Source organism: Diaphorobacter sp. LR2014-1 (assembly GCF_002916785.1).
GTDB classification, from domain to species: Bacteria; Pseudomonadota; Gammaproteobacteria; order Burkholderiales; family Burkholderiaceae_C; genus Diaphorobacter; species Diaphorobacter nitroreducens.
In genome coordinates, this window is record NZ_MTBE01000003.1 from 236,208 (window position 1) to 250,201 (window position 13,994).

Annotated in this window: 15 protein-coding genes and 1 tRNA gene; all 16 read right to left on the reverse strand. The window is 61.8% G+C overall.

Features of this window, described 5'->3' with window-relative positions; all coding sequences use genetic code 11:
* Window positions 1–6 precede the first annotated feature (6 nt).
* Window positions 7–2,025, reverse strand: coding sequence for an NADH-quinone oxidoreductase subunit L (nuoL, locus tag BV908_RS04425; protein ID WP_210433992.1), 2,019 nt, complete (start codon window positions 2,023–2,025; stop codon window positions 7–9).
* A gap of 31 nt (window positions 2,026–2,056) precedes the next feature.
* The gene (gene nuoK, locus BV908_RS04430) at window positions 2,057–2,365 is read right to left on the reverse strand and encodes an NADH-quinone oxidoreductase subunit NuoK (RefSeq protein ID WP_103737343.1); all 309 of its coding nucleotides are present in this window, start codon (window positions 2,363–2,365) and stop codon (window positions 2,057–2,059) included.
* Window positions 2,362–3,033, reverse strand: a complete 672-nt coding sequence (locus tag BV908_RS04435) for an NADH-quinone oxidoreductase subunit J (RefSeq protein ID WP_103737344.1) — start codon at window positions 3,031–3,033, stop codon at window positions 2,362–2,364. The genes nuoK and BV908_RS04435 overlap by 4 nt, the downstream gene beginning before the upstream one ends.
* Window positions 3,034–3,077: 44 nt before the next feature.
* Window positions 3,078–3,590: an NADH-quinone oxidoreductase subunit NuoI gene (nuoI, locus tag BV908_RS04440; protein ID WP_103737345.1), complete on the reverse strand. Its 513-nt coding sequence runs from the start codon at window positions 3,588–3,590 to the stop codon at window positions 3,078–3,080.
* Between the two features lie 12 nt (window positions 3,591–3,602).
* The gene (gene nuoH, locus BV908_RS04445) at window positions 3,603–4,679 is read right to left on the reverse strand and encodes an NADH-quinone oxidoreductase subunit NuoH (protein WP_103737346.1); all 1,077 of its coding nucleotides are present in this window, start codon (window positions 4,677–4,679) and stop codon (window positions 3,603–3,605) included.
* Window positions 4,676–6,823: an NADH-quinone oxidoreductase subunit NuoG gene (nuoG, locus tag BV908_RS04450; RefSeq protein WP_103737347.1), complete on the reverse strand. Its 2,148-nt coding sequence runs from the start codon at window positions 6,821–6,823 to the stop codon at window positions 4,676–4,678. The genes nuoH and nuoG overlap by 4 nt, the downstream gene beginning before the upstream one ends.
* 15 nt (window positions 6,824–6,838) lie before the next feature.
* Entirely contained in the window at window positions 6,839–8,200 is a 1,362-nt protein-coding gene (nuoF, locus tag BV908_RS04455) for an NADH-quinone oxidoreductase subunit NuoF (RefSeq protein WP_103737348.1), read from the reverse strand.
* Complete coding sequence (gene nuoE, locus BV908_RS04460; protein WP_011804402.1) at window positions 8,197–8,688, reverse strand: NADH-quinone oxidoreductase subunit NuoE; 492 nt, start codon at window positions 8,686–8,688, stop codon at window positions 8,197–8,199. Before nuoE ends, nuoF begins: the two co-directional genes overlap by 4 nt.
* Window positions 8,685–9,938, reverse strand: a complete 1,254-nt coding sequence (locus tag BV908_RS04465) for an NADH-quinone oxidoreductase subunit D (protein WP_011804401.1) — start codon at window positions 9,936–9,938, stop codon at window positions 8,685–8,687. The genes nuoE and BV908_RS04465 overlap by 4 nt, the downstream gene beginning before the upstream one ends.
* Before the next feature lie 26 nt (window positions 9,939–9,964).
* Entirely contained in the window at window positions 9,965–10,573 is a 609-nt protein-coding gene (locus BV908_RS04470; protein WP_103737349.1) for an NADH-quinone oxidoreductase subunit C, read from the reverse strand.
* Window positions 10,574–10,583: 10 nt separating this feature from the next.
* Complete coding sequence (locus BV908_RS04475; protein WP_011804399.1) at window positions 10,584–11,063, reverse strand: NADH-quinone oxidoreductase subunit B; 480 nt, start codon at window positions 11,061–11,063, stop codon at window positions 10,584–10,586.
* 24 nt (window positions 11,064–11,087) lie between these two features.
* A complete protein-coding gene (locus BV908_RS04480; protein ID WP_011804398.1) occupies window positions 11,088–11,447 on the reverse strand; it encodes an NADH-quinone oxidoreductase subunit A in 360 nt (119 codons plus the stop codon).
* A gap of 76 nt (window positions 11,448–11,523) precedes the next feature.
* Window positions 11,524–11,608 (reverse strand) — tRNA-Leu (locus tag BV908_RS04485).
* A 128-nt stretch (window positions 11,609–11,736) separates the two neighbouring features.
* Window positions 11,737–12,117 carry a preprotein translocase subunit SecG gene (gene secG, locus BV908_RS04490; protein WP_015912609.1) on the reverse strand — a complete coding sequence of 127 codons (381 nt, stop codon included), beginning with the start codon at window positions 12,115–12,117 and terminating at the stop codon, window positions 11,737–11,739.
* Window positions 12,118–12,155: 38 nt separating this feature from the next.
* Entirely contained in the window at window positions 12,156–12,908 is a 753-nt protein-coding gene (gene tpiA, locus BV908_RS04495) for a triose-phosphate isomerase (protein WP_011804396.1), read from the reverse strand.
* Window positions 12,905–13,909, reverse strand: a complete 1,005-nt coding sequence (locus BV908_RS04500; RefSeq protein WP_103737350.1) for an NAD(P)H-quinone oxidoreductase — start codon at window positions 13,907–13,909, stop codon at window positions 12,905–12,907. The genes tpiA and BV908_RS04500 overlap by 4 nt, the downstream gene beginning before the upstream one ends.
* Between the last annotated feature and the right edge of the window lie 85 nt (window positions 13,910–13,994).

Sequence of the window (13,994 nt, forward strand, 5' to 3'; positions counted from 1 at the left end):
TTCCCTCTACTTGTTGAGCCAGACGAAGTACGTCATGAGTGCGAACACACCCAGGATCATGACCAGCGCATAGTGGTAGATGTAACCCGACTGGAACCAGCGCACCAGTCCGGCAATGCGACCGACGAGCTTCCACGAACCATTCACGATAGCGCCGTCGATCACTCCCTGGTCACCGCCCTTCCACAAGGCGGTACCCAGGCAGCGTGCGCCCCGGGCAATGACATTCTCATTGAGCCAGTCGAGGTAATACTTGTTCTCCAACAACGTATAGACCGGCTGGAAAGCCCGCTTGATGGCGGTCGGCAGGGCCGGATTGACCATGTACATGTAGTAGGCCAGAGCAACTCCCGCCAGCCCCAACCAGAACGGCGCGGCAACGAATCCGTGCATGCCCATTTCCATCCAGCCGTGGATGGTCTTGGCCAGCTCCGCCATGGCGGGGTGGCGCGCGGCATCGACGTGGATCACGCCCTTGAAGAAGTCACCGAACAGCATGGGCATCAGCGTCATGGCACCAATCACTACGGACGGAACGGCCAACAGCACCAATGGCAGCCAGACCACCCAAGGCGACTCGTGCGGCTTGGCATCGTGACCATGCCCATGGCCATGATCGTCGTGGTGGGCGTCGGGATTCTGGTCGTAGCGTTCCTTGCCATGGAAAACCAGGAAATACACGCGGAATGAATAGAACGCCGTCACGAACACACCGGCCAGCACGGCGAAATGTGCGAAACCGGCGGCCGGCAGCTGGCTGAAGTGCACCGCCTCGATGATGGCATCCTTGGAATAGAAGCCCGAGAAGAACGGCGTACCGACCAGCGCCAGCGAACCCAGCAGGAAGGTGATCCAGGTAATCGGCATGTACTTGCGCACGCCACCCATCCAGCGGATGTCCTGGTTGTGATGCATGCCGATGATGACCGAGCCCGCGCCAAGGAACAACAGCGCCTTGAAGAAGGCGTGGGTCATCAGGTGAAACACAGCCACGGAGTAGGCCGACGCGCCCAGGGCCACCGTCATGTAACCCAGCTGGGACAGCGTGGAGTACGCGATCACCCGCTTGATGTCGTTCTGGATGATGCCCAGGAAGCCCATGAACAGCGCGGTGATGGCGCCAATGACGAGGATGAAGTTCAGGGCCGTATCGGACAGCTCGAACAACGGCGACATGCGCGCCACCATGAAGATGCCGGCGGTCACCATGGTCGCTGCGTGGATCAGCGCCGAAATGGGCGTGGGGCCTTCCATCGAATCCGGCAGCCAGACGTGCAGCGGAAACTGGGCCGACTTGCCCATGGCGCCGATGAACAGGCAGATGCAGATCACGGTGATCAACATCCAGTCGGTGCCGGGGAAGCCGATTGCCGCGAGTTCATTGGCCTTGGCGAAGATCTCTGCGTAGTTGAAAGAACCCGCGTAGGCGCCAATCAGACCGATGCCAAGGATGAACCCGAAGTCCCCCACCCGGTTCACCAGGAATGCCTTCATGTTCGCGAAGATCGCCGTCTGCTTGTTGTACCAGAAGCCAATCAGCAGGTACGACACCAGGCCCACGGCTTCCCAGCCGAAGAACAGCTGCAGCAGGTTATTGCTCATGACCAGCATGAGCATGGAGAAGGTGAACAAGGAGATATAGGAGAAGAAGCGGTTGTAGCCGTCGTCTTCTTCCATATAGCCAATGGTGTAGATGTGAACCATCAGGGACACGAAGGTCACCACGCACATCATCATGGCCGTGAGGCTGTCGATCAGGAAACCGACCTCCATCTTCAGGCCACCCACGACCATCCAGGTGTAGATCGTCTCGTTGAAACCCGCGCCATCCAGCATGACGCTCTTGAGCGTCATGGCGGACAGCACGAAGGCGACCAGCACCCCCAGAATGGTCAGGGAGTGGGAAAGGCGGCGGCCGATCCAGTTACCGCCGAATGCGGTACCGAACACGCCGACGAGCACGGAGCCAGCCAGAGGCGCCAGGGGCACCGCAAGCAGCATCGAAGCAGAAAGGGTTTGACTCATTCTTGAGAACCTTGCAAATACCGGTGACCCGTCAACCCTTGAGGGTGTTGAGGTCTTCCGCGTCAATGCTGGACTTGTTACGGAACAGCAGCACCAGGATGGCCAGGCCGATGGCGGACTCAGCGGCCGCCACGGTGAGAATGAAGAACACGAATACCTGTCCGTGCATATCCCCCAGGTAATGCGAGAACGCGACGAAGTTGAAATTCACCGCGAGCAGCATCAACTCAATCGCCATCAGCAAGACGATGAGATTCTTGCGGTTCAGGAAGATGCCGATCACCGCCATCGCAAACAGCATGGCGCCCAGTGAAAGAAAGTGGCCCAGCGTCGGTGTCATTGCTTCTTCTCCTCGGCAGCGGGTGCGGGTACGGCCTCTGCGGCCGGTTGCTCGGTCACCGGTAGTTTCATCATGACAACGCGATCAGCGGCGCGCACGCGAATCTGCTCGGCGGGGTCGATGGCCTTGGAGTCCTTGCGTTGGCGCAGCGTCAGGGCAATGGCCGCGATCATCGCCACCAGCAGAATGACGGCTGCCACCTCGACCGGGTACAGGTATTCGGAATAGAGCAGCTTGCCCAAAGCCTTGGTGTTGGAGTACGGCACGGTTTGCCCCGCCGCATTGACCATCACGTCCGCGATGGCCTTGGGCTCCTCCATGCCACGAAAGCCCGTCATCAGCACAGCCGCCATTTCAAACGTCACGATGGCGCCAATGAGGGCGGCCACCGGGAAATGCTTCCAGAAGCCCCTGCGCACCGCGTCTATGCGTATGTCCAGCATCATCACGACGAACAGGAACAGCACCATCACGGCCCCCAGATAAACCAGGATCAATGTGATGGCCAAAAACTCCGCCTTCAGCAAGAGCCAGATACCGGCAGCTTGCGAAAAGGCAAGAATCAAATGCAGCACGGCATGCACAGGGTTGCGCGCCGTAATCACCCGGAAGGCTGCATAAAGCAGCACTGCCGAGAATAAGTAGAAGAAACCGGTCTTGGCGTCCATGAATCGGGTCTTTTCAAAAGTTCAGACGTTGTACTGGTACCCGATCAACGGTACTTGGCATCTGCCGCTTTGGCGGCAGCAATCTCGGGCTCGTAGCGGTCACCAACAGCCAGCAGCATGTCCTTGGTGAAATACAGATCACCGCGCTTCTCGCCGTGATACTCAAAGATCTGCGTTTCAACAATGGAGTCCACAGGACAGCTTTCTTCGCAGAAACCGCAAAAAATGCACTTCGTCAGATCGATGTCGTAGCGCGTGGTGCGGCGGGAGCCATCGTCACGCACGTCGGACTCGATGGTGATCGCCAGCGCCGGGCAAACCGCCTCGCACAGCTTGCAGGCAATGCAGCGCTCTTCGCCGTTTTCATAACGACGCAAAGCATGCAGGCCGCGAAAACGTGGTGACAGCGGTGTCTTTTCTTCAGGGAACTGCACAGTCACCTTGCGGCGAAAGGCGTAACGACCCGTCAGGGCCATGCCCTTGACCAGTTCCCAGAGCATGAAGCTCTTGATGAAATCCTTGATGGAAAAGGATGCAGAAGCAGCAACAGCAGCCATGGATGTCCCCGCTTATTTCCAGATGTTCCAGGGCGACAGCAACCAGCCGCCCACGATCACCAGCCACACCAGAGTGACCGGAATGAAGATCTTCCAGCCCAGACGCATGATCTGGTCGTAACGGAAGCGCGGGAATGTCGCGCGAATCCAGATGAACATGGAGACCACCAGGAAGGTCTTGAGCCCCAGCCAGATCCATCCGGGGATGAAGCTCAGGGCATCGACGGGCGGCAGCCAGCCTCCCAGGAACATCACCACCGCCAGAATGGACACCAACCACATGCTGGCGTATTCGGCCAGGAAGAAGATGGCAAAGCCCATACCAGAGTATTCGACCATGTGGCCGGCCACGATTTCCGCTTCGCCTTCCACCACGTCGAACGGGTGACGGTTCACTTCGGCCACACCCGAAATCAGATAAACCATGAAGATGGGCAGCAAGGGCAGCCAATTCCATGACAGGAAGTCCAGCCCCATGCCCGCCATCATGCCCCTACCCTGGCTCAACACGATCTCGGTCAGGTTCATGCTGCCCGAAACCATGATGACGACCAGGAAGCAAAAGCCCATGGCGATCTCGTAGCTGACCATCTGGGCCGAAGCCCGCAAGGCACCCAGAAAAGCGTACTTCGAGTTGGACGCCCAGCCCGCAATGATCACGCCATACACCTCGATGGAGGTAATCGCCATGACCAGCAGTAAGCCTGCGTTGACATTGGCCAGTGCAACGTCCGGGCCGAAGGGAATCACCACCCAGGCGGCCAGCGCCGGCATGATGGCCATGACCGGTCCGAGATAGAACAGGCCCTTCGCAGCCGCCGTGGGCTGAATCAGCTCTTTGGTCAACAGCTTGAGCGCATCAGCAATAGGCTGCAGCAAGCCGAAAGGGCCCACGCGATTGGGGCCGAGCCGCACCTGCATGAAGCCCAGCAGCTTGCGCTCCCACAGCGTCAGGTAGGCCACGGCGCCCAGCAGCGGCAACACAACGCAGACGATCTTGATGAGGTTCCAGATAACGGGCCAGGCTGCGCCCGTCCACCATGGGGCAGCCACCAGATTCAGGCCGCCGTTGTAGATTGCGTCGATCATGCGGCGACTCCTTCACGTGCCGCACGCGCGTCGGCCGTCAGTTGCAGCGAGGGTGAGCGGCGCACCAGGCTGTCGAGCTGGTAGATGGCGGCCACGACGGGTTCACCGCACTCGCCCGCAGACAACCCGGCCTCGGCCTTGGTGGCGTTGCTCAGGCGTTCGGCTGGCAGCTGCGTGCCATCGCACGCCGATTCGCCCGCAGGCTTGCCCATGGCGCTGGACAGCACGTCCTGCGAGGTTTCGTAGTCCATGCCCTGCAATCCCAGCAGGTTGCCAAGCACACGCAGCACCTTCCATGCAGGGCGGGCGTCAGCGGCAGGTTTGACGACGGCATGAAAGCTCTGCAGTCGGCCTTCCGCATTGACGAAACTGCCGGATGTCTCGGAGAACGGTGCAATAGGCAGCAGCACGTCGCTGAATTCGAGATTGGCTTTGAAGGGACTCAGGGTGACGACCATGTCGGTCTTGGACAAAGCCTGCGCGGCCGCGACACCCAAGGCCGAGTCATGCACCGGCTCCACATTGAGCAGCAGCGCCGCCTTGAGCTTGCCGCCCAGCATCTGGGCTGCGTTCAGGCCGTCTTTTTGCGGCTGCGCGCCGACGAACTGCGCGCCGACCGTATTGGCCGCTTCGGTCAGGTAACCGACCGTGGCCCCCGTCTGCGCGCCGATCCACTGCGCCAGTGCCAGCAAACCCGACGCCTGGGCGTGGTGAGCCGCGCCGTTGCCCAGCAGGATGGCCTTGCGCTCCCCGGCCAGCAGCGACGCCGCAATGGCACGCGCATCGTCACCGATGGCCGCCGTTGGCACGGGCGCGGACACGCCCTTGTGCCCGGCAACGGCCGCAGCCACCTCGGCCAGCGCCGTGCCCCAGCCGCTGGCAGGCGCGACGCGGGTATGGACCACGGGCATGGCCCAATCGGATACTATTGAATTGATAGCACTCACCGCACAGCCATGGCGGGCTGCCTGCCGAATTCGCTGTGCAAACAGCGGATGATCCTTACGCAGGTTCGACCCCACGACCAGCACGGACTGCAGCTTGCTCAAAGAGGCAATCGAGGTGCCCAGCCACCGCACGCCTTCCGCGCTGCCGAATTCGGCGTTGCGCAGGCGATGGTCGATGTTGTCGCTACCCAGCCCGCGCACCAGCGCACCCGCCAGGAATAGTTCTTCCACGGTGCTGTGCGGACTGACGAGCGCGCCGATGGCGTGCGCGCCGTGCTCGGCCTGAATGCCCCGCAGGCCGTTGGCCACGTACTCCAGCGCGGTCTGCCAGTCAACTTCCTTCCACTGCCCGCCCTGCTTGAGCATGGGACGGGTCAGGCGGTCGGGCGAATTGAGGGCTTCGTAGGAGAAGCGGTCGCGGTCGGCGAGCCAGCATTCGTTGACGTCCTCGTTCTCGAACGGAACGACGCGCATCACCTTGTGGTTCTTGACCTGGACGATGAGGTTGGCACCCGTGGAGTCATGCGGGCTCACGGACTTGCGGCGCGACAGCTCCCAGGTGCGGGCGCTGTAGCGGAAGGGCTTGCTGGTGAGTGCGCCCACCGGGCACAGGTCGATCATGTTGCCGGAAAGCTCCGAATCGACCGTGTCGCCGATCACCGTGGTGATCTCCGAGTGCTCGCCGCGGTTGACCATGCCCAGCTCCATCACGCCGGCGATTTCCTGGCCGAAGCGTACGCAGCGGGTGCAATGGATGCAGCGGCTCATCTCTTCCATCGAGATCAGCGGGCCAACGTCCTTGTGCGCGACGACGCGCTTTTCCTCGCCGTAGCGCGAGGAGTCACCGCCATAGCCCACGGCCAGGTCTTGCAACTGGCACTCGCCGCCCTGATCGCAGATGGGGCAGTCCAGCGGGTGATTGATGAGCAGGAACTCCATGACCGACTTCTGGGCCTTGATGGCCTTGTCGCTCTTGGTGCGCACGATCATGCCCTGCGTGACCGGAGTGGCGCAGGCCGGCATGGGCTTGGGCGCCTTTTCGACGTCCACCAGGCACATGCGGCAGTTGGCGGCGATGGACAGCTTCTTGTGGTAACAGAAATGCGGAATGTAGGTGCCTGCCTTCTCGGCTGCGTGCATCACCATGCAGCCTTCGGCAACTTCCACCTTCTGTCCGTCGAGTTCAATTTCAACCATATTGTCTTCTCTCGATCAGCCAGAGGCCTTCTGGGAAACAGCTTGGTTCTTGGCTTGGATCTTCGCTTCGAACTCGGGCCTGAAATGCTTGATCATGGCGCGCACCGGCATGGCCGCCGCGTCGCCGAGTGCGCAGATGGTGCGCCCCATGATGTTCACAGACACATCATCCAGCAAGGCAATGTCGTCGGCTCGGCCTTCGCCGTGCTGGATGCGGTGAACCAGCCGCCATAGCCAACCCGTGCCTTCGCGACAAGGGGTGCATTGGCCGCAGGACTCGTGCTGGTAGAAGTACGACAGGCGCAGCAGACTCTCGACCATGCTGCGGGAGTCATCCATCACGATCACGGCGCCCGAGCCCAGCATGGAGCCGGCCTTGGCGATGGAGTCGTAGTCCATCGTGCATTCCATGATGATGGACGCCGGCAACACGGGAGCGGAAGAACCGCCCGGAATCACCGCCTTGAGCTGGCGACCCTTGCGCACGCCACCCGCCAGTTCCAGCAGCTTGGCAAATGGCGTGCCCAGGGGCACTTCATAGTTGCCTGGACGCTCTACGTCGCCGGACACCGAGAAGATCTTGGTGCCACCGTTGTTGGGCTTGCCACACTCGAGGTATGCCTGACCGCCATTGCGGATGATCCACGGCACCGCGGCGAACGTCTCGGTGTTGTTGATCGTGGTGGGTTTACCGTACAGGCCAAAGCTGGCCGGGAATGGGGGCTTGAAACGCGGCTGGCCCTTCTTGCCTTCCAGCGATTCCAGCAACGCCGTTTCCTCGCCGCAGATATACGCCCCAAAGCCATGGTGCGCATGCAGCTGAAAGCTGAAGCTGCTGCCCAGGATGTTGTCACCCAGATAGCCCGCAGCGCGCGCCTCTTCCAGCGCCGCTTCAAAGCGCTCGTAGACCTGGAAGATCTCGCCGTGGATGTAGTTGTAGCCCACAGAGATGCCCATCGCGTAGGCCGCGATGATCATGCCCTCGATCACGATGTGCGGGTTGTACATCAGGATGTCGCGATCCTTGCACGTGCCCGGCTCCCCCTCGTCGGAATTGCAGACCAAGTATTTCTGGCCAGGGAACTGACGCGGCATGAAGCTCCACTTCAGGCCAGTCGGGAAGCCCGCACCACCACGGCCGCGCAGACCGGATTCCTTCATGGTGGCGATCACCTGGTCCTGGGTCAGGCCTTCACCACCATCCTTGCCCAGCAGCTTGCGCAGGGCCTGGTAGCCTCCCCGGGCCTCGTAATCCTTGAGGCTCCAGTTGCTGCCGTTCAAGCCCGCATAGATCTGCGGATTGATATGGCGGTCATGGAAGCAGGTCTGTACGCCCGTCGCCTGAAACTGCGACAGCACTTGTGCAGCCGTGGTCATTGTTTGCCCTCCGCAGCGCGCAGGCCATCCACCATCTGGTCGAGCTTGTCGTCGTCCATGAAACTGCACATGTTGCGGTCATTGACCAGCATCACGGGCGCGTCAGCGCAGGCCCCCAGGCATTCGCATTGCTGCAAGGTGAAAAGGCCATCGGCGGTGGTTTCGCCCATGGAAATGCCCAGCTTCTTCTCAAGGTGGTGCAGCGCATCCTGCCCACGGCGCAGCTGGCACGGCAAATTGGTGCAGACGGCCAGCTTGTACTTGCCCACCGGCTGCTGGTTGTACATGTTGTAGAACGTGGTGACCTCATGCACGGCGATCTGGGGCATGCCCAGGTACTCGGCGATCACGGCCTCGCTCTCGGCGCTGACCCAGCCCTGTTCCTGCTGGACGATGGACAGGCACGCCATCACCGCAGACTGTTTCTGGTCTGCGGGGTATTTCGCCACTTCGCGGGCAAAACGTTGCTTGGTCGCTTCGGTAATCATCGGTCAATCTCTCCGAACACGATATCCATGGTGCCGATGATGGCCACGGCATCGGCCAGCATGTGGCCCCGCGCCATTTCGTCGAGTGTGGCCAGATGCGCGAACCCGGGTGCGCGGATCTTCAGGCGGTAGGGCTTGTTCGCACCGTCGCTCACCATGTAGATACCGAACTCCCCCTTGGGATGCTCAACGGCCGCGTAAGCCTCGCCGGCCGGCACGCGGAAGCCTTCCGTGAAGAGCTTGAAATGGTGGATCAGCTCTTCCATGTTGGACTTCATGGCCTCGCGCGAGGGCGGCGCGATCTTGTGGTTGTCCGTGATGACGGGGCCGGGGTTGGCCCTGAGCCAATCGACGCACTGCTTGATGATGCGATTGGACTCGCGCATCTCTTGCACGCGAACGAGATAGCGGTCATAGCTATCGCCCGTCACCCCGACCGGCACATCGAAGTCCACACGGTCATAAGCGTCATACGGCTGCTTCTTGCGCAGGTCCCATGCAATGCCCGAGCCGCGCAGCATCGGGCCGGTCATGCCCAGGTTCAACGCGCGCTCAGCCGGCACCACGCCGATACCCACCGTACGCTGCTTCCAGATCCGGTTGTCTGTCAGCAGGGTCTCATACTCGTCTACGCACTTGGGGAAGCGCTGCGTGAAATCGTCGATGAAATCCAGCAGCGAACCCTGGCGGTTACGGTTGAGCTCCTCGATAGCCTTGGCGTTCTTGATCTTGCTGACCTTGTACTGGGCCATGCTGTCCGGCAGGTCCCGGTACACGCCTCCCGGACGGAAGTAGGCCGCGTGCATGCGAGCGCCAGAAACGGCCTCGTACATGTCGAACAAGTCCTCCCGCTCACGGAAGGTATAGATGAGGATCGTGGAGCTGCCGCAGTCGTTGCCGTGCGAACCCAGCCACATCAGGTGGTTCAGCAGGCGCGTGATTTCGCCGAACATCGTTCGGATGTACTTCGCGCGCAGCGGCACCTCGATGCCCAGCATCTTCTCGATGGCCAAGCAGTAGGCCTGCTCGTTGCACATCATGGACACGTAATCGAGACGGTCCATGTAGGGCAAGGACTGGATGTAGGTCTTGTGCTCTGCCAGCTTTTCGGTGGCACGGTGCAGCAGCCCGATGTGCGGGTCGGCACGTTGTACGACCTCGCCATCCAGTTCCAGCACCAAGCGCAGCACGCCGTGTGCTGCCGGGTGCTGCGGTCCGAAGTTCAGGGAGTAGTTCTTGATTTCAGCCATGGTCGATCACCCAGCGGCATGCCGCCTCAGTGCAGGCCTCCGTACTTGTCTTCGCGGATGACGCGCGGCGTCACTTCGCGCGGCTCGATGGTCACGGGCTCATAGATCACGCGACGCTGGTCGGCGTCATAGCGCATCTCGACATAGCCGGACAAGGGGAAGTCCTTGCGGAACGGGTGGCCGATGAATCCGTAATCGGTCAGGATGCGGCGCAGATCGTTGTGCCCATCAAACACGATGCCGAACAGATCGAATGCCTCGCGCTCAAACCAGTTGGCCGAGTTCCAGATGTCGGTAACCGAGGCGACGATGGGGAAGTCGTCGTCGGAGCAGAACACCTTCACGCGCAACCGCTGGTTGAGGGAAACGGAGAGCAAATGGGAAACCACGGCGTAGCGCGGTCCTTCCGAGCCCGTGGCGCCATAGGCAGAATAGTCGACGCCGCACAGATCAATCAATTGCTCGAACTTGCAATCGGGCGCATCGCGCAGGATTTGCATGGCTTCGAGATAGCGCGCAGCGGACACCACCACGGTCACCTCATCCAGCGCCACCGAGATCTGGCGCACGCGGTCACCCAGAGCGGAGGCAACCACGTCCCGCAGGCTCTCGGGGTGAATGGCAATAGCAGTCATCTTCGTCCCTTCAGGCGCGCGCAATGGTGTGGGTGCGGCGGATCTTCTGCTGCAGCTGGATGATCCCGTAGATCAGCGCCTCGGCCGTCGGAGGACAACCCGGAACGTACACATCCACAGGGACGATGCGATCACAGCCACGCACCACCGAATAGCTGTAGTGGTAGTAGCCCCCGCCGTTGGCACAAGAGCCCATGGAGATGACCCAGCGCGGCTCGGCCATTTGGTCGTACACCTTGCGCAGAGCGGGCGCCATCTTGTTGCACAGCGTGCCGGCCACGATCATCAGGTCCGACTGTCGCGGGCTCGCCCGGAACACTTCCGCGCCAAAACGCCCCAGGTCATAACGTGCGGCGGCAGCATGCATCATCTCGACAGCGCAGCAGGCCAGTCCGAAGGTCATGGGCCAAAGGGATCCGGTCTTGGCCCAATTCACCACCGAGTCATAGCTCGTGGTGATGAAACCTTCCTTCATCACACCTTCAATCATTGCGTCATTCCTTTGAGCGGCGGCTCATTCCCAGTTGAGGGCGCCTTTTTTCCATTCGTAGGCAAAGCCCACCACGAGGATGGCCAGGAAAACCAGCACAGCGACAAAGCCCGTCACCCCCACCTCTTGCAGAGTCACCGCCCAAGGGAAGAGGAAGGCAATTTCCAGGTCGAACAGGATGAAGAGGATGGCCACCAGATAGTAGCGCACGTCGAACTTCATACGCGCGTCTTCAAATGCCTCGAAGCCGCACTCATAGGGGGAGTTTTTCGCCGGATCCGGGCGATTGGGGCCAAGCACATAGCCCAGAAGAAGCGGCACCACACCGACACCGATGCCGACCAGAATGAACAATAGGACAGGGAGGTATTGATCGAGGTTCATCTGGCAGATGTGCTCACCGCTGAAAAACCGCCTCGCATGCCCCGCAACGCGGACCAGGGAGGCGGCTTCTTGTGATTGGTGCCGTCGGCGAGACTCGAACTCGCACAGCTTTCGCCACTACCCCCTCAAGATAGCGTGTCTACCAATTTCACCACGACGGCTGCTGTATGCATCTGGATGGCATGAGGACCGGAAATAACGGTTTTGGCTTTCCAGACAATTCGGGATTCTACCCCGGAAAAACCCTGTCACAAACGGATGAGGCGTTTTTTTGCGACGCCTCAAACGTTCACTTGGTCGGGATCTGAGCGGCGCCGGAGGCAGGCTCCACCGCCGGCGCTGGAGCTGCCGCAGAGGCATCGACCGCAGGCGCCGTCGAGGCGGGGACAGCTGCTGCGGGCGTCTCCAGAACACTGCCAGTGCTCACCGGACGCTGGTTGCCAAAGTATGCCAATGCCAGGGTTGCCACGAAGAACACCGTCGCCAGGACCGCCGTGGTGCGCGAAAGGAAGTTGGCGCTGCCGCTGGCCCCAAACAAGCTGCCGGAACTGCCACTACCGAAGGCTGCCCCCATGTCCGCACCCTTACCGTGCTGGATCAGGATCAACCCAATCATCCCGAGGGCGGTCAGCATCTGCACCGCCAGAATCACGTTCACAACCAGTCCCATAATCCCATCACTCCTAATTTAATAGCTACCAGCGCTTGTCAGCTATGCGCTGCAGCGATAATTTTCAAGAAATCCGCGGCCTTGAGCGACGCACCGCCCACCAGGCCCCCATCGATATCCGGCTGCGCCAGCAGTTCGGCTGCGTTGGCAGCATTCAAGCTGCCGCCATACAGGATGAGCACGCGATCCGCGCTCTCGGTCGCGGCGGCGAGCTGAGCGCGCAGCACCGCATGCACCTGCTGCGCCTGCTCTGGCGTTGCCGTGCGGCCGGTGCCGATGGCCCAGACAGGCTCGTAGGCCACCACGATCTCGCTCACGCAGTGCCCCACGGCATGGATCACAGCCGCCAGTTGGCGCTTGACGACGGTCTCGGTCTGGCCCGCCTCGCGCTCCGCCAGGGTTTCCCCCACGCATACGATCGGCGTGACGCCGCCCGAGAGCGCCCGCTGGGCCTTGGCCGCGACCACGGCATCGGTTTCGCCATGGTATTGGCGACGCTCGGAGTGCCCCACAAGCGCGTAGCGTGCATCAAAGTCGCGCAACATTCCCACGGAGACCTCGCCGGTGAACGCGCCCCTTTCATGCTGCGACACATCCTGGGCGGCCAGAGCGATTTCGCTGCCCGCGACCAAGGCCTGCACCTGCGCCAGGTAGGGCGCCGGCACGGCCACCGCCACGCCGCAACCGGGCGCGCCCAAGCCATCACGCAACGCCTGCAGCAGCGCCGCATTCGCCTGCAGGCTGCCGTTCATCTTCCAGTTGCCGGCAATGAGTTTCTTTTTCTGTGTCATGTCGTCCATGTCAAAACAATCTTGCCCACGTGCTGGTTGGATTCCATCAGCGCATGCGCCCGCGCGGCCTGCGCGGCCGGGAAGGTGGCATGGATGACCGGCTTCACCGCGCCCGACGCCAGCAGCGGCCAGACATGCTCACGCAATGCCTGCGCAATGGCGCCCTTGAACGCCACGGGACGCGGCCTCAGCGTGGAGCCCGTGATGGTCAGCCGCCTGCGCAGCACCAGCCCCGCATTGAACTGCGCATCCAGCCCGCCCTGCACCGCGATGATGACCACGCGGCCGTCCTCGGCTAGGCACTCAACCTCGCGCGCCACGTAGGAGCCGGCCACCATGTCCAGCACTACGTCCACGCCACGCCCATCGGTAAGGCGCCGCGCCTCGGCCACGAAGTCCTGTGTCTTGTAGTTGATCGCGTAGTGCGCACCCAGCGCCAGGCAGGCTGCGCACTTTTCGTCCGAACCCGCCGTGACGATGACCGTGGCGCCGCGTGCACGCGCCAACTGAATAGCCGTAACGCCAATGCCGCTACTGCCGCCCTGCACCAGCAGGACCTCTCCCGCCTGCAGGCGGCCGCGGTCGAACACATTGCTCCAGACGGTAAAGAAGGTTTCCGGCAGCGAGGCCGCCTCCACGTCGCTCAAGCCCTGCGGCACCGGCAGGCATTGCGCAACAGGCGCGACGCACCACTGCGCATAACCGCCGCCCGCAACCAAAGCGCACACCCGGTCGCCCACGCGAAGGCCCGCCTGCGCCATGGCGGCGGCATCGCCGGACTCGACAACGCCCGCCACTTCCAGCCCGGGCAGATCGGAGACGCCCGCGGGCGGCGCGTAGTTGCCCTTGCGCTGCAGCACGTCGGGGCGGTTCACCCCGCTGGCCGCCACGCGGATCAACAACTCGCCGTCTCCCGGCTGCGGCACCGGGCGCTCGGCGAGACGCAGCCCCTCAGGCGGGCCAAACGCCGCAATCTCTACGGCCTGCATCACGTCATTCATGGCAGTTTTGAATCATTTGAGCCGCTAGCACCCGTCCACCGGGCGTTAGCAGCTCTCATTTCAATAGCAAACAGGCGTTCCCGAA